We start from the raw sequence: 17,124 nt of genomic DNA, 5'->3' as shown, positions 1-17,124 counted from the left end.
GATGGATAGATACCCCATCCGATTTCATGGTTGAAACGCCCTTCTCCCCACTCCCTCAACACCAATGAGCCTTCATATTGGAATGACCGATGAAGCCGACAAGGCTCTCCAGAAAGCCAAGACGCGCAACTTCCTGGCCGCGTTGGCAACAGCCATTTTGTCAACGGCTCTGGCCGGACTCCTTCTGTACACCGCTGTCATCGTTGTCTCAAAAACGGAAAAACCGGAAATCGTGGCCTATGTCGCCAACAATACGGATGCCCCGCCCCAGGATTCCCCAGTAACGCCGGAACGCATCACAACACGCCCCACCGCCTCCGTCCAAAACCACGCCAGCATCATCACATCCAATGCCGTCAGCGATGTCGCCATCGCTTCGGTTGACCTGGAAACCCCGGACATTTCCGATCTTGGGCAAAGCCTGGAACTGGGAGTAGATTTCGGTGCCGGAGTCGGAGAAGATCTCGGGGAGGGAGGAACCGGATTCGGCTCCGACCAACCGGGAGGCAGCGCTCTGGAGGGAACGTTCTACGATTTAAAGCAAACCCCCGCAGGGAAAAGTACGAACATGACCTATGCGGAATACATCAATGTCTTCAATCAATTCATCAAAAACTGGAACAGATCCATCCTCAACAAATACTTCAAATCTCCAACGAAGCTCTACGCATCCCAGTTCTATATCCCGAATTCCCCATCGGAAGATGCCCCCAAAGCCTATCAATGTGGCGACCGCGTCCAGGGAAGCTTCTGGGCAGCCGTGTACAAAGGTAATGTCGTCGCCCCCAAGTCCGGCAAATTCCGGTTTGTGGGAGCCGCAGACGATGTTCTCGTCGTCAACTTCAACGGGAAAAACGTTTTTGACTTTGGATGGTCTCAAGTCTCCATCAACCAGAGTTATGCCGTTGGAAAAGCCTGGCACGATGCCCTGCAAAATGTCAAGGGAGCCGATGAAGTCCTGGTCAGGAAACTCAGGCAATCCAAAATCAATGTCCCTCCCGTTACTCTGTATAAATACGAAAACACAGAACACTGGAACCAAAACACGGGGGGATATGCGGCTGGAGTCGTCTTCACTGTAGAAGCCGGAAAAACCTACCCTATCCAGATCCTTCTGGGCGATAATGGAGGTCAGTTCGGTGAATCCCTGATGATCGAAGAAGTAGATGCCCCCGTCGTGCATAAAGATCAAAAATACGGTTCTCCCATCTTCCCGTTATTCAGGACAAATTACTCTCTTCCCGATCCCGCGACAATCAAAGGACAAGTAGCTCCCTTTGACCCTGTCGGCATCGTATGGCCTGTCGTCAGATGATTTCCGGGAAATCCGCACCGTCAAAGCATTAACCCGGTAGGAATGAATTTTAGCGAGTCTCTTGACAATTCACCTCCATCATCTAAGTTGCCAGTATGAAATGCTTCTTTTCTATTGCAGCGGCCATTGTCCTCGGCATGGCTTCCATCGAAATATCATCCGGGCTGGAACACCCCAAGGGAGTTAAAGTCACATTCCCCCAATTCCCCGCCTCCGCACACCTGTACGGACCGAAAATCAAGGCTTCCGACCTGAAAGGAAAAGTCGTTTTCTTCGAATACTGGGGTATCAACTGCCCGCCGTGCATCGCCAGTTTCCCCCACCTCGTTAAATTGTACGACCAGTATAAATCCAAAGGGCTTGTCATTGTAGCCAGCCACAGTCAAAGGCCATCGGATAAAATCGAACCTTTCCTGAAAAAGTCTAAAGTGACCTTTCCGGTGTACCAGTTCGTCTCCCTGCCGGAAGCTCGTTGTCCCGGAGGCTTGCCCTTTGCCGTCCTCGTCGGAGCCAATGGCAAAGTCGTCGCCCAGGGATACCCCGGCGAACTGTATGACCTGATCAAAAAAGAACTCCGCAACGTCGGCAAGGGAACCCCGATCCTGGACGGGCTTGAACTCGACAAATACAAGGCACTTGCCAAGGATCTCGTCTCCGACGGTACCAACATCGAAGCCAAAATCAAACCACTGCGCAATAAGCAGGATGATGAAGAAGCCCAAAAAGTTTGCAGTACATACGATGCATGGCTTGACAACGAAAAAGCCTCCATTGAAGAAGTCTTCGGAGAAGACCCGCTCAACGCCCTTCCCATGATGCTGCGGCTGAAAAAGGCCGTTCCGTCCGTCAAGGAATTTGACGAGCAAATAACCGCCCTCAAAGCCAACAAGGACATCCCCCGCCTCCTCGGCATCAAAAAGAAGATTGAAGCCTTGGAACAGAAGAAAAAGCCCCAGCAGAGCGAAGTCAAATCCCTGATAGATGCCGTTGAAAAACTGGAACAGTCCCCGGATGAAATCACGCAAAAAATTGCCGGGCAGCTCAAACAGCTCCTTTCTCCCCTGATCGTGCCGGAAGAAGCAAAGGAAGATAAATAAACCTTCCGGCGTCACCCCATCGAAGCTTTTTCCTCTCCCCCTGTTTTTCCCGTAAAAATCCGGGGGGAGAAGGGGAATCATTGAACAGTCGCTCTGCGGCCTTCCCCGGCGAACAGCCCCAGGACATCACCCAGTAAAAACAGGGACCCCGTCACCAGGACGCGGCATCCACTGTTCCGGGCGGCCTTCAAACCGGTTTCAAGACTGTCATGGCAGACAACCGGAACCGACGAAAAGGCCTCAACCAGGCATTTCATGTCGCCCACTCCCAAAATCCTGGGTGACGTACACGGGACCAGGTGCCATTCTCCTGCCAAAGGAGCAATCAGTTCCAGAACACCGTGAATGTTCTTGTCTGCGGATGCGGCAAACACAAGAGCAGCCTTGTCATCGCCGAAACGCTCCCTCCAGGTCTCTGCAAGCACCCGGGCGGCATGCGGATTGTGGGCGCCATCCAGCACCATGAGTCCTCCTTCCAGTTCCTGAAATCTACCCGGCCAGGACAAGGAGGACAACGCCGCCTCCGCCACACTACGGGAAGGCAGAAGATGGAGCGTTTTCATCGCCAGGAGAGCCAGGGCGGCATTCCTCCTCTGGTGGGCACCGGGTAAAGAAGGCTGGGGAACCCCATCCGTATGCCCGGCAATGGCCAGAGGAGAGCCCAGTTCCGCCGCGCGGCGGGCAATCACGCCGGCAACCTCCGGTTCCTGAACGGCGGAAACAACAGGCCGCCCTGCGGTAATGATTCCGGCTTTCTCCGCAGCAATCAATTCCAGCGTATCGCCGAGGTACTGCTGGTGATCCATGCCGATGGGAGCCAGCACGGCCAGATCCTTGGGAACGGCATTCGTCGCATCCAGGCGCCCCCCCAGGCCTGTTTCCAAAACCAGAAACTTAACTCCGCATTCCTTGAAGTATTTCAACGCAACAGCCAGAGCCAATTCGAAAAACGTCGGATGAGGATCCCACTCCGCCACCAAATCCCGCACCTCCACCAAAAGCCTCAGCAACGCATCCTCGGGAATCATGACTCCGTTCACCCGGATTCTTTCCCTGAAATCTACTAAATGAGGAGACGTAAACATCCCAGTCTTCAAGCCCGAACTCCTCCCCAAAGCCTCCAGCATGGCACAGACAGATCCCTTGCCATTGGTTCCTGCCACATGTACGACGCACACATCCTCCGACGGATAGGCGTCCGCTGCCTCCAACAGCCTGCGGGTACCCTCAAGCCCCAGCTTGATTCCGAACAACTGCGTCGAGTACAACCAGTCCAGTGCCGACTTCAAATTCATGCGCTCATCTATAATTCATTTTTTCCGGGACGCAATCATAACTGCCGCCAGCCCCCGCCTTTCCCAGCCGGCAGGGAGGAAAGCTTCCAGAAAAAGGACTTCCGGGCTCTCGCCAGGAACGAACCATGGAGTATTCCGATTCTCCCTAGATGCTTTTCTCTTCACAAACTACCAATTTTTAGAAAGATCCCCCAATTGTATGCGTATCCTGTACGATATGAAAATTCCTTTTCTTTGTTCCCTAATGCCACTGGCATTGCTCGCCTTGTCCCCCTTTGTGGAAGCACAGGAAGAGCTGCATGCCGCGGCATCTCCATCGCAACCCGTCACGGCAGACCATCAAATCCGTGTAGCCACAGAACTAATCAACCGTGTTCTGCCGGGATATTCCGGGCAATTCACACTGGAGATCATCCCCCGGGATCAGGATCGGGATGTATTTGAAATCGATACCCGTGACGGCAAAATCGTCCTGAGGGGCAATAACCCCGTCTCGCTGGCCATGGCATTCAACCAATACATCAAATATACGGCCAAAGGACACTTCTCCTGGTTCGGAGATCAATTGAACCTGCCCCAAACCCTCCCTCTTCCCGACAAAAAAGAACGCAAGGTCATCGACCAGAAGTTCCGCGCCTACCTCAATTACTGCACCGTCAGCTACTCCGCCGCCTGGTGGGACTGGAAACGCTGGGAGCGAGAACTCGACTTCATGGCGATGAACGGCATCAACATGCCGCTGTCTCCTGTGGGACTGGAAGCCGTGTGGTACAACACCCTCCTCAAGTTCAAGTTCTCCGATGAGGAAGCCCGCCGCTTCCTTTCCGGCCCCGGACACTTCGCCTGGCAATGGATGCAAAACCTTCAGGGAGTAGGAGGGCCCCTGCCCAAGTCCTGGATCGACAGCCACATCACCCTCGGAAAACAGATCATGGAACGCCAGCTGGAACTTGGCATGCAACCTATCCAGCAAGGGTTCACCGGCTTCGTCCCCCGCGAACTCAAGGACAAATATCCGGAAGCCAAAATCAGCCTCCAGGGCAGATGGTGCGGATTCCCCGGTGCCGCCCAGCTCGATCCCCTGGATCCGCTTTTCGCCCAGATCGGACGCACCTTCCTGGAAGAACAGAAAAAACTTTTCGGAGCCCACGGCGTCTATGCCGCCGACCCCTTCCATGAAAGCAGTCCTCCCGTCCATACCCCGGAATACCTGCCCGCCGTCGGCAAGGCCATTCACGAACTCTTTCAGTCCTTCCACCCCGGCTCCGTCTGGGCCATGCAATGCTGGAGCATGTACAAGCCCATCGTCGACGCTGTCCCGGTCAACAACCTCATCATGCTCGACCTCAACGGCTCCAAACGCAAACAACATCAGAATTTCTGGGGGCACCCCTTCATCGCCGGCAACCTCCACAACTTCGGCGGGCGTATCAACATGCACGGAGACCTCCCCCTCATCGCCTCCAATCAATACGCCCAGGCCCGCAAGGAAGCCCCCAACGCCTGCGGTTCCGGTCTCTTCATGGAAGGAATCGAACAAAACCCGGTCTATTACGATCTGACTTTCGAAATGCCTCTCCACGAGGACGCAGTCGATCTCAAAACATGGCTGAAAGACTATGCGGAACGCCGTTACGGCACCCAATCCCCAGCCGCGGAAGAAGCATGGATGCTTCTGCTCGAAGGCCCCTACCGCAAGGGAACCAACGGCACGGAAAACAGCTCCATCATCGCCGCCCGTCCGGCGCTCAAACCCAAAAAGTCAGGCCCTAACGCCGGATTCCATATCCCCTACCCCACCGAATTGCTCTATCGTGCCCAGGAAAACCTCCTGAAGGATGCCGACAAGATGAAGAACTCCAAACCCTACCTCTTCGACATCGTCGACGTCCAGCGCCAGATCCAATCCAACCTCGGGCAGGCCATCCATGCCAAAGCCGCAGAAGCCTTTAAGAACAAAGATAAAGCCGAATTCGTCAAGCACTCGACGCGCTTCCTCGAACTCTTGTCCGACACGGATACCCTTCTGCGCACGCGCCGCGAATTCAACTTCGATCGCTGGCTTACGGAAGCCACCGCCTGGGGCACTACTCCGCAGGAAAAGGAACTTCTGGAACGTGATGCGACATCCCTAGTCACTTCCTGGGGTGAAGGCACCGCCGGGGATCCCATCATCTTCGACTACAGCTGGCGCGAATGGAGCGGCCTGATCGAAGGTTTCTACCGGCACCGCTGGCAGATGTTCTACGATATGCTCCGGAAACACCTCGACGACGGTACCGACTACAACGAGGATAAACTCCCCATGGTTCACGGACGCGAAGCCTGGAGAGCCAATGGTTTCTACAAGGAACTCGCCCAATGGGAAGAAAACTTCGTCAAGACCCCCGGCAAAGCCAGAACCCCGGTCATCCAGGGCGACGAGCTCGAAACCGTCCGGCGCTTGTTCGGCAAATACAAGGAACTCGCCAAGGAATACGGCAATGTCCCTCTGCCCAACACCGACAAAGGCCCCAGAAACGAAAACCTCGGCGAAGCCAAAGTATCCTGATCCTGCCCACGTCCCACAAACACCCACCCCTCACAACAGAAGCTGCCTCATCCCCATGGGGCAGCTTCTCCTATTCATACTACCGAACAACGCAAGACGCACAACATCAACAGGCAGACCAGCCTCACACTGACCAACAGGTTTTCCCTTCTTGCCGGCCTCGCATGGGGAGCCTCCTACAACAGCCAGTAAACCACGATTACAGAGCTCACCTCTAGTATCCAAAGAGCCAACAAGAGTCGGGCAGCTACACTTTGGTATTGAGCCTGCTGTATCATGAGCTAGCATGTACAAAAGTTACTTCCGCGTACTTATTCGGAAGAATTCAGCCCATTTGGATCGTTGACTATCAATACATCTGTTCATGGGATAGAATCTAAAAATCGACTATACACAACCATGGGAAAAAGGAAATTAAACGATCTGATGAATGGTAGATTTTCCGGAAAATACACGTGCGAAAAAAATCCATTGATTATTCCGTGCTATGAATATATTCGCACTGTCTTTTGGAAAACAATTATACTTGCTTTCACATCGTTTATCCTCGCCATCCTTGTAACAATCGTATCTCTGAAGAACCAATGGGTTTCCATGGAGTATATCATCATGGGATTCATCGTTCTATGCGGCATACCGCTGATATTGTACCGTACAAGAAAAATGACGTCAATACCTTGCCCATTGTGCGGCAACAGACATACCTATTACTATTATACAAAAAATAATAATTTCGATATGTCCGAAGAAGAAAAATTGGAAATCGAATGCAGGAACTGCCACCAACGTTTTGAGACAGATTGTGAATTCGCCTTGTTGATGGGCATACCGCAAAAAAGATGTACCAAGATGCCAGCCTCTGAGGAATAGGACTAGATATGATTTGAACTATTCTACTTCATTGTTCTTGATCCGAATACCCATGGGCTTGAAATACTTGTCTTCCAGATAATCATAATCCATTTTTTGGTTTGATAGATCGTATATGAAAAATAAAATAATTTTAGGAAGTTCATTATCCAAGTAGAGCTCCGCCATGCTGTATTCACAATTTCCTGTTTTACCCTGGATGAATATTTGAATGTTCTGATTGAAAACGGGGCGTGATCCGAGGTGATTAAAATGGCGAATCATGTTGATGTCTGTCTGATAGAGATCTGTCGCATAATGCAGATCATCAGCCTCTCGACTTTGAGAAATTATTTTTGAAAACACCTCCATTATTTTCATGTATGTCCTGTCATCCAGTTTTTTTGTATGGAGAGAATCTTTGAAGTGCTTTAGCCATGTTTTAAAAAAATCACCTCCTTGACTAATTGCATAGTCTATTGAATCCAGATTGCCTCTCATCCCGGATTTATTGAATTGATCAGAATGAAGGCTGATAATATGACCTTGATTGAGTATCACGAAGACAGGAATGGGACTGTCTCCACGTTTTAGATAAAGACATAGATCCAAGTCGGGAAATTGTGAATACAGGAACGCTTTCCAAACATTTGTTTCCGAAACCTTGTCGCAAAGAAATGTCGGTCTAGTCGGCTTTTCATTCAAACTATAATTTGTATAGTTTTTGAAAACGTCAATCCAAAAAACACGATCTTCCTTCGGCATTAGTGGATAATAATCTTCTTTTCCATCAGGTATGCGATCAAATTGTCTTCCCAATTCATGCGGAATCTTTTCTTCATACGCAATAACTCTTTCTTCAAATTCTCTCTTCCTGTTTTCACGGGAAATCATAGCTACCTTGTCATCACCAAATGAATCAATCGATTCTGTGTGAGATACTATGATCGCCTTATCGGCGTAAGATTTTGTAAGCGAGAAGACACAAAAAACAAATATTTTAATATATATTTTACTACTCATTTTAACAAACCTACGAAATTCTCCACTTTACTCATAATGATTCTATTAAAAATGAAATTCATCCTGAATTACAAATATATTCATGCTTTAAATCTTCAGATATATCATCATTTGGAATATTCATAAAACTTCATCCAATGCTTGTAATACAATATTGGGAATTTATCTTTCGATTAGATTTTAACAATTCCATCAAATTCAATAATTTTCACAAAAACTTTTTAAACTATTTATAAAATACCATTTAGTCCGATAAATGAATTGTGCCTCTAAAATGGATTTAATTTTATCATAGGTATAGAAATTGACTCCACATGGCCATGGACTAGTTTCTGTTGTAGTCGTTCTAACACTCTTGGCTTTGGAATAATCCCACTGTATGATATGATTTCCATATTCATTTTTTTGCACAAATATTTCAGTTACTCCAGAATTGCAACCTTTATAATAAAATATAAATATTGTCGAATAGTGCTTTATTTTATTATCTCTTAATACAAATCGCTGTTTTACATATTTTATTAAGTCTCCTGAATCAAATTTTTCACAATACACACAAACAGAAAAATCATTTGATGAATTAACCGAAACGAGGTCATTATTGATAGACAGACCAAGAACACTAAGACATGAATATAATGCTAAAAACATATTTAGTAAAATATAAATTTAAACCATAGACAGCGAAATTTCTTTAATACACATAAAACAATTGAATCATCACAAGCGATGCATTCCATTTCATCAATTGATTCTGTGTGAGATACTATGATCGTTTTATCGACGTAAGACTTTACAAGCAGGAAGGCACAAGAAACAAATACTGTAATATATCTTTTACTACTCATTGTATCAACATAATAAAAATGTTGAGTGTTAACACACTTTATTTTTTCTAGTCATTATTAATTTGGAATATGCAACCGTAATTTCCTGACCTTTTTATATTATATTAATTTTTAAATGAGGATAATTCATAGGCCGGATAAGGCATATATAGGGCTGGAAGATAATCATTTTTCATGGCGCGTAGGCGCCAACGCCAGGAATGAATGAGATTAATTTTTGTCCCTATTCCGTGGGCATAATAGGCCGATAATTTTAATTGAGCAGCAGGTAATTCTCGAAGTGCTGCCGAATAAAGCCATTCAAAAGATTTCCGATCATCTCGTGGAAGCATTTTCCCTTCATAGTAGGCCCTTGCTAAATGATATTGAGCGAGAAGATTATTATCATCGGCTAACTCTTTGTAGTAACTGATTGCTTTTTCATTCCCTTCCGGAGTTTCTCTAATTTCTTCCATTTGAGCTTTAAGATAAGGGTCATAAGGTGTTTTGTTCATCCAATAGTACGCTTGTTGCAAGTCGCGTTTCATTCCTACACCCATGGCCGAATAATAAAACATCAAATATTGAGCCCTCTGGTCACCCATTTTCGCCATTTCCAAAGCATTTTTATGTTGTTTATCAATAGTCAACATAAGTTGTCTTTTCACTTCCTGAAAATCCAATGGCGGATATTGTAGGTTATCGTCAGCGATAACTTTTCCCTCAATGGAAAAGGGCCAATTGATAATTTTATCTCCCTCAAGACGAGCTATTACACAATCCAGTGATGGATTAGATGGAAGAAAAGAGCGGGGAAAATCTTCAACTTTGTCTAAAAGTCCAAATGACGGTGATTGAGGCCATCGCGAAATTTCAAGAAAAAATAAATATTTTTTATCTTCTTCAATAATGTAGCAACTCTCATTCTTGAGATCTTTGTATTTTATGATCCCGTCACCATTATAATATTTTCTTCCAGCATTGTAGCAAATAATAGGACAATAAACTTCTGGAATAGTAATTCCCAACCGAATTTCCGGTATATTGATACCATATAATACATCAATGGGTTCTAATAGAACGTAGCTGTTATTCTCTTCAATGTGCACACGACCAACTTTTGCCGTAATAATGAGTTCCGAACTATTCACAAGATCCTCAAATGACTCCGGAGGGACCCAAAATGCTAATGCCGTCGAAATACAACAATATATTATAAATAATACTTTATGTATGCATGATTGCAAACTATTTTTCATATGGATTTATTTTTCATTAATTTAAAGAAATATGTTTCGTAGCCATTAGTATTCCATGACTGTAAATATTAACACCTCGGTATTCGTTGCGACATTTTTTATATTCATACCTTGATTCACAAGATTTCTTACCTGCCGTCAATTTATTGTCTGCCAGAAGATTATCTATATTGGAAGGGATGATAGGTTGTGGTTCTCTGGGTATTAAATCGATCACCAATCCATTATTTTCAAGTTGGAAGATTTCACGATTTCCTCGTTCGCCACAGAATGAAAATGCAGAATTGATATTGAGCTTATCCAAAATATCATTCAATGATTCTATCTTACTCACATCAATAGTAGATATTTTCGTCTTGATTTCCTTGTCGAGAACAACGTCGTTATTGTAACAGGATACCAACAATATAACCAGCAATTGGGAATTTATTTTTGTCACTCTTACTTCAATAAATATTTTTAATGCTGTAAATAGGATATTCTACAAGACATAATGCTCAACGAATCACTTGTTGTCTGGGTTGTATCAATATGTCTTCACCATCTATTATTTTACGATGCAATTTCTGAACTGTCCTCAATTTTGTTTCAAACGACATTCCTTCTGGAGCATTCTATACAATACGAATGACATTGCGAAATTCTAATGTCTGTATCAGTTTGTGATGTTTGTAATACAATTTCTTCATATTAACTAATTGACGACCGGGAACACACAACTTCGAACTAGGGATATATCACAAAAAATTTCGATATATTATTTTCCAATAAATAATTGAAATAGAGAATTTAATTAACTTTTTAATTATTTAATTATATACGAATTGAAACGCGATGTTTCTTTTGCCGGAGTAATCATATTTATATAATCATAACTAATATATTCATTTTTAGGGTAATCTACAATTTGAATCGTTATTTTATTTAATTTTTTTTCAAAAAATATTCTTGTCCATGTGGATTTTATATTGATATTATAAATTCCATAATCATGGAGAATTTTATCAATAATTTTGTATTTATTGTTTTTTATTTTGATCGTTTCACGGTAGGTATAAAAAGAAAGCCAATCTGACATTGCTCTTTTAAAATCATCCATAGAACTATTTACTTGTTGAATGTATGCATCAATATACTCATTTTCACCTTTTGATAATTTCATATTATATACATCAAAAATAGTTTCATGACCATCATTCTCATATTCTTTTTCAATAAGAACCGTGTTTTTTTCAGGGACAACAATCATAATTTTATTATCCAACGGATTATGAGACTTCAAAAATATAAATCTATTGCACTTTTTTTCATCAAAATCAATATATGGTAGTGTTTCGTAGTATTCACTATGGTTGCAATTTATCGAACACATAATTATATATATTATTATTACATAGTTGAACATATTATTACTTTATGGACATTTCATTTCACTCGGATCAGCCTCTAATGTAGGCTTTGGCCATGATCTAGAATTACTAATGTCATCCGGAGGATTATTGTTAATATTTGTTATAAAAGAGGAATCATTCACCGGAGGAACAGGCTGTTTATTTTTCAATCCATGTTTATGATTTATTTCAGCAATTAACCATTCATTAATTTTTCCTTGATAATCGCTTTCAATTTTTTTAGCATATTCACAAGTTTCATTTTCTGTTTTAAATTGTTTTATATCCTCTTTTTTCAATACTTCTTCGATTTGCTCCATAAATTTAATACTATTAACCATATGTTGTTGCTCATGCCCAAATATATTTTGCAATATAGATAGATCAAATACAAATATTATATTTCCTCCTTCCTTTTCTTGTTTCATTGCCTGATCTAGCGATAGAATCATTGTCGCATCGAAATATAAGCGACAGGATATTTTACATTTTTTATTTGATGTATTATTATTTGTGCAACAACATTTAATTTTAAGCTTAATCTTCGTATTGCTCCCAGATTCCCATTTAGATGTAACCCAAGGTATTATATCTTTAGGTTCAATAAATTTCTTAAATGACACATCAATTTTATATGCACCATAACGGTCAATTATATAAGTTGGACAATTATTAGAAAATAAATATTGATTTAATTGCATTAATTCCGAAATTAAGTCCTTACTAATCCACCTGCCATCTAGCGGATTGAGATGACGGTAGTTGTAATACACCAGGCCTAATTCCCGATCCATCACTTCACTCGAATAGCCAATCACGTTCAGGCTTGCATCTCCTGTTTCCGATACGACTTCACCGTAGGGGGTATAGTCGAAACTGGCACTTATTTCTCCCTGTTCGTTGATCCATTCCGTGATATTTTTGACGAAATCGTGTGTACTGTAGTAGATGTTGCTACCTCGCACCAAAGCCAACGGACGGGTGGCTACGGATTCGAGAGGATTCCACAAGATGGCATGGAGCACTTCGTTGTTCGCCAACAAATCGACTGCCGCTACCTGGACATAATCCAGATAATGGTAGCCTTCATGCTGCGTCACGATTCCACCGACACTGACTTTTTTCGTGACGCGACGCCCCATGTGGTCGTAACGGCACTCAATCACAGTCTCATTGTCTTCGCTTGCAAAGCGAATGGGACGGTTGTTGGCATTGTAGATTACATTCCAGATGCCGCTCGTGGTCCGGATGCGTGTCTGGTTCCCATCCGCATCGAAAGTCGGTGTAAATGCCGGCGCGTATGACGGGGTAATAAGCGAGTACTGGTTAAGCTCGTTGCTCTCGTAATCTGTCTGTGTTGCCCGTACCTGGAACTGTTCCCTGTTGCCGATGTTATCGTATGCATACTCGAACACCGGGCCTCCTCCGAACATGGCCCCGGTCAGTTCGTTCCGCGAATTGTAGCTGAAATAATCGTCGTGTGTTTCTCCAAGACGCGTTCTGAGACCCTTTTCCGGACGTCCCAAGGGATCAAGTTCCCTCGTTTTCTCGGCGATTGTATAGGTCTTGTCTGAGGTTCCGCATCGGATCCCCGTCAGGATGTCACGCCACGATTGGTAGGTGTATTCCAGGCAAAGGCCGTTGCTCCAGTCGATTCTTGAAACGAGACTACTTCCCGGCAGATAACTGAACTGGAAAGTCTTTTCCTCGAATCCCCGGGCTTCATTCGCCAAAAGGCGGAAGGAGGAGATACGACCGCATTCGTCATAAATCTGTTCCCATTCAATGGGTGTCTCATTCTGTAATTCAATCCCGGCCGAGGAAGGCCGACCGAATGCGTCGAATGTGCGTTTCACATGGCTTTCCTGCCACCCCATCCAGTAGCCTTCCTCAGCCATGACTCCGTAGTCATTGTACGTCAGCGAATAGGGATGTTCTTCCCCCTGTGTGGTAATGGCGACGATTTGCCCCAAATGATTGAATTCATACGTGAAATCAGGTGTCTCGTCACTGTAATGAACCTGGGTTGTCTCGCCAGTCAAAGGATCGTAAGAATAGCTCGTGACGATACCTCGCGCCAGCGTCCTTGTACTCAGGCGATTCATGGCATCGTATGTGTCGATTACCTCGGAACCATCTGCATACGTTTTTTTCAACTGGCGACCAGTAGCTTCCTCGTAGGTCCATCTGGTCGTATCGCCATCCATGCGTTCACTCGGATCCGTCGTAATCTCTTCATCCGCGATTCTGAAGGTCGTCAATGAAATCATGCGGTCCGCCTCATCATACCCGAAGCAGGCGGGCTGAACGGCAGTACCGTATTCCGCGATCTTACGCCCTCGAATGTCATAAGCGTAACAGGTCGTATCGCCCAGTGCATTGGTGACGCAAGAGGGCAAATCAAACCGCGAGTCATAAACCCTGGCGATCGTCGCCCTTGCGGAATCAGGCTCTTTGATGATGCGCCCGGCCAGGTCGGTTTCCGTGCTTGTCGTATTGCCCCGCCCATCGGTTTGTGTGATCTTCTGACCGCTGGATGTATAACTTCTGCTTTGGGTTGTGGTGATGCCGGTATTGTCTGTCGATTGCTGGACAAAGCCATCGACAACGATGGCAGAAGCAATCAACACCGAGGTTGGAATCCTGGCGTACTGCGTTCTCTTCGTTGGCGCGGTGTATTCCGACCACGATTCGGACACCTGACCATAGATGTCCTGACTCCGGCTCCTGCTTTCCAAGATTGCACTCAGGGAAGAAACGAGTGTCTCCGTCATCTGGACGAGGGGTTGACCAGAGGCATTGTAGGCAATTGTCATTTGAATCTGATAGATTCCATCTTCCCGTACGGCGTAGGATTGAGACTTTTCCGTGATCCGGGAGTTGAGCGGCGTGGGGGTATCCGACAGGGCAAGCGTTTGTTTCACCATATTTCCCATCTCATCGTATTCGTACAGGGTGGGAGCCATTTGCTCCGTCTGTGAACGGGTGCGCTGCCCCTTGCCGTTGTAGGTATGATGGGTTGAGATGAAGCCTCCCAGTGTGTTGGGCGTGTCTTCCCGCAGGGTTTCTCCGAATCCGTTGGACAATTGACGGGAGAGAATGACATTGCCCGTGAGGCGCGTTGTCAGAATACCTTCCGGGGTCAATTCCATCCGCGTTTCTATCTCCCTCTGCCCTGTGCCGGATTGCAACACGGTAGTACCGTCATAATAGACCTCGGTAATGAAAGTGGCGCCCGAGGGGGAGGTAACGGTCGTCACGAGTAGATCCTCGCTGTAATCTGTATATGTGGTGCGGCCCAAAACATCCGTGGTACTGGTGACCCGTCCGATGGAGTCGTAGAATGAGGATTCGACGGTCGTCATCGGGCCGACGTCCCGGCGCATTTCGAGCACGCGGTCTTCGGCATCACGCACATAGGAGACGATGGTTTCCGGCATAGTTTCGGTCGCCGAGCGTATACTTTCAACGAGTTGTTTGGCCGTGTCATAGCCGTAGGAAACCGTAATGCCGTCCTCGTCGGTTTCCCGCAGAGGACCGCAGCACATCCATTCCGTCGTGCTCACCCGTCCGTTGGCACGGGTAACCCGGGTACGCTTGAGCTCGACATTATATTCGTAATCTTCCGCCGCTACCAGCGACCACCCTTCCCCGGTGTGGACGTAGCGTTCGTTCCGCGTGACGGTTCCGTTGTCGGCGATATATTCCACTTCACGGGAACTTTGTCCGGAGACGATGTCTCCGTTGACCATACTGGTTCTTGTCACCATATGGATGGCTCCATGGGAATCTGCCGGGGCGTATTCAATCAGCGTCTGGCGACCGTCAACCCCCTGGATGAAGCGTTCGCGTCCGCGGGCATACGGATAGACGGCTGCCGGGCCGTTGGTTTCCGAGACGGACGTATGGACATTGACGGAGCCGAGGGCGGTTTCCGTCACGGTCGTACGGTTCACTTCGTCCGAGTCTTCGTAGGTATAAACGCGGCGAGCCAGGACGGTTTCTTCGCCGTCTTCATCGATGATGAGATCCGTTTCCAAGGCGGGACGGAAGTCGTTGAAGCGGAGGTCGGCGTAGGTTGTACGCATCGCCTGTTCTCCCCCTCCGGCCCACGGCCTTGCTTCCAGGGTGGTTCTCCCGCGTTCGTCGTATTCGTATCGCGTGTAGCTGCCATTGGGTTCGATGACGAGGGTGCGGCGGAATTGTTCGTTGTAGGTGTAGAGGGTGGTCTGGGCTTCGGGCGTGCCATACCCGACCGTTCTGCTCAGGGTGAGCCATCCGCCCTCCGTGTTTTTCTTGACGGTGCGGACGCAGGAGGCGGGGGGATCGTCCGAGATGTTGCCGTCGGCATCCATGCGGCGGTAGGTCTCGATCGTTTCCCATTTGTCACCGGGCAGGAATCCGCGTTCGATGGTGCGCACGATGCGTTCGGCGCCTTCTCCGGTAATGATGGTGACGTTATTGCCTTTGACGTAGCGTTCCGAGTGGAAAGCGGGCATGCCTTCCCTTTGTTCGTCGATGAGCATGACGGGGACACCGTCCTTTTCCGTCGTTTCGTAGGTAACGGTTTTCCATGGAAGTCCCATGCCGGAGAGGAGGCCGAGAGAATTCCGTCGGACTTGCCCGGGAGCAAACCACGCGAGGGTGAGTTTGTTACCCGCAGGAATGGTTTGCAGGAGGCCCTGAGACTTCGACCAGACACTTTCGACAGCGCCCGTCTCCGGATTCCGCGTTACTTGCAGCTGGGCAGCGTATTGTTCCGCAGTGGTTTCGACACCGGACGGAGAGATGAGGGAGGAAACCCGCCCGGTTGAAGCGGAAAAGCGCAGGATGCGTCCGTTACTTTGCACCATGTCCAGGAAAGCGGGGGAACCCGAGGGACACGGCTGTCCGTCCTCCGAGACCAGCCGGACGCGGTAGTTGAGCTTACGGGAGGCACCGACGGGAACGGCTTCCGCGCTGCCGGTGCCTGCATGAAAGCTGATGGCGCTGCCGGTGGGCCGCATGACGGTCACGTTCCGCTCCGAGGCATTCCAGACTGATGTCCATTCCAGAGGGTGCTTGTAACGGACACCGATGGTACTTTCCGGTACGGCCCGGAAGCTAAAGGTTGCGAAAGCATTCCTATCGCCTCCGGAGTTGTTGCCTTCACCACCGACGCCCAATTCCCCTTCGCAATCATCGGGATCGTCCGGATTGGATCCGATGGGGAAGTTACCGGCGGAATTACCACCTCCATTTTTGTTGCAGTCGTCGGGGTCGGGTTCTTCATCGCAGTCGCAAGAACAGGGGCAAGGACAACCTTCCTCAATAGGGCCGCTTGAAGACGAAGCCGATGTGGAACTGCTGGATGAAGAAGAACTACTGGATGAGGAGCTGGAACCACTTCCCGAGCTTGATTGTGACAAAGAACTGCTACTCAGTACCGAGGAACTTGCAGAACTGCTTTCCGAACTGGATGGCATATCACTAAAAAGCTTGAGCATGTCTTCTGCCTGGGAATGGAATAAAAAATAA

General features: G+C 47.2%; 9 protein-coding genes. 3 read left to right on the top strand and 6 right to left on the bottom strand.

Going from position 1 to position 17,124, the window contains the following annotated elements:
• Nucleotides 1-64 precede the first annotated feature (64 nt).
• Nucleotides 65-1,315, top strand: coding sequence for a hypothetical protein (locus QET93_RS03840; protein WP_280132038.1), 1,251 nt, complete (start codon nt 65-67; stop codon nt 1,313-1,315).
• 95 nt (nt 1,316-1,410) lie between these two features.
• Nucleotides 1,411-2,412, top strand: a complete 1,002-nt coding sequence (locus QET93_RS03835) for a TlpA disulfide reductase family protein (protein ID WP_280132039.1) — start codon at nt 1,411-1,413, stop codon at nt 2,410-2,412.
• A gap of 77 nt (nt 2,413-2,489) precedes the next feature.
• On the opposite strand, the gene QET93_RS03830 is transcribed toward QET93_RS03835, so the two are convergent.
• Nucleotides 2,490-3,707 (bottom strand): folylpolyglutamate synthase/dihydrofolate synthase family protein, encoded by a 1,218-nt coding sequence (locus tag QET93_RS03830; protein WP_280132040.1) that lies wholly within the window; start codon nt 3,705-3,707, stop codon nt 2,490-2,492.
• Nucleotides 3,708-3,951: 244 nt separating this feature from the next.
• Between QET93_RS03830 and QET93_RS03825 the strand changes: the two genes are divergently transcribed.
• Nucleotides 3,952-6,258 (top strand): alpha-N-acetylglucosaminidase, encoded by a 2,307-nt coding sequence (locus QET93_RS03825; RefSeq protein ID WP_345786070.1) that lies wholly within the window; start codon nt 3,952-3,954, stop codon nt 6,256-6,258.
• Between the two features lie 888 nt (nt 6,259-7,146).
• On the opposite strand, the gene QET93_RS03820 is transcribed toward QET93_RS03825, so the two are convergent.
• From QET93_RS03820 to QET93_RS03800, 5 genes are all read right to left on the bottom strand, one after another.
• Nucleotides 7,147-8,130: a hypothetical protein gene (locus tag QET93_RS03820; protein WP_280132042.1), complete on the bottom strand. Its 984-nt coding sequence runs from the start codon at nt 8,128-8,130 to the stop codon at nt 7,147-7,149.
• Nucleotides 8,131-9,082: 952 nt separating this feature from the next.
• The gene (locus tag QET93_RS03815) at nt 9,083-10,108 is read right to left on the bottom strand and encodes a tetratricopeptide repeat protein (RefSeq protein WP_280132044.1); all 1,026 of its coding nucleotides are present in this window, start codon (nt 10,106-10,108) and stop codon (nt 9,083-9,085) included.
• A gap of 124 nt (nt 10,109-10,232) precedes the next feature.
• On the bottom strand, nt 10,233-10,550 hold the full coding sequence (locus tag QET93_RS03810; RefSeq protein ID WP_280132045.1) for a hypothetical protein: 318 nt from the start codon (nt 10,548-10,550) through the stop codon (nt 10,233-10,235).
• Nucleotides 10,551-11,021: 471 nt separating this feature from the next.
• Nucleotides 11,022-11,465: a hypothetical protein gene (locus QET93_RS03805; protein ID WP_280132046.1), complete on the bottom strand. Its 444-nt coding sequence runs from the start codon at nt 11,463-11,465 to the stop codon at nt 11,022-11,024.
• A 165-nt stretch (nt 11,466-11,630) separates the two neighbouring features.
• The gene (locus QET93_RS03800) at nt 11,631-17,072 is read right to left on the bottom strand and encodes an RHS repeat-associated core domain-containing protein (RefSeq protein ID WP_322190113.1); all 5,442 of its coding nucleotides are present in this window, start codon (nt 17,070-17,072) and stop codon (nt 11,631-11,633) included.
• Nucleotides 17,073-17,124 lie beyond the last annotated feature (52 nt).

The sequence above is a fragment of the Akkermansia sp. N21116 genome (genome assembly GCF_029854705.2).
GTDB lineage: Bacteria > Verrucomicrobiota > Verrucomicrobiia > Verrucomicrobiales > Akkermansiaceae > Akkermansia.
The sequence above is the reverse complement of the archived record's forward strand: the minus strand, read 5'-3'. Positions and strand labels throughout refer to the sequence as shown.

Coding starts and splice junctions, on each gene's coding strand:
- QET93_RS03805 (WP_280132046.1), bottom strand. CDS start 11,465: ATGATTGTTGTCCCTGAAAAAAACACGGTTCTTATTGAAAAAGAATAT.
- QET93_RS03800 (WP_322190113.1), bottom strand. CDS start 17,072: ATGCCATCCAGTTCGGAAAGCAGTTCTGCAAGTTCCTCGGTACTGAGT.
- QET93_RS03840 (WP_280132038.1), top strand. CDS start 65: ATGAGCCTTCATATTGGAATGACCGATGAAGCCGACAAGGCTCTCCAG.
- QET93_RS03825 (WP_345786070.1), top strand. CDS start 3,952: ATGCCACTGGCATTGCTCGCCTTGTCCCCCTTTGTGGAAGCACAGGAA.
- QET93_RS03820 (WP_280132042.1), bottom strand. CDS start 8,130: ATGAGTAGTAAAATATATATTAAAATATTTGTTTTTTGTGTCTTCTCG.
- QET93_RS03835 (WP_280132039.1), top strand. CDS start 1,411: ATGAAATGCTTCTTTTCTATTGCAGCGGCCATTGTCCTCGGCATGGCT.
- QET93_RS03830 (WP_280132040.1), bottom strand. CDS start 3,707: ATGAATTTGAAGTCGGCACTGGACTGGTTGTACTCGACGCAGTTGTTC.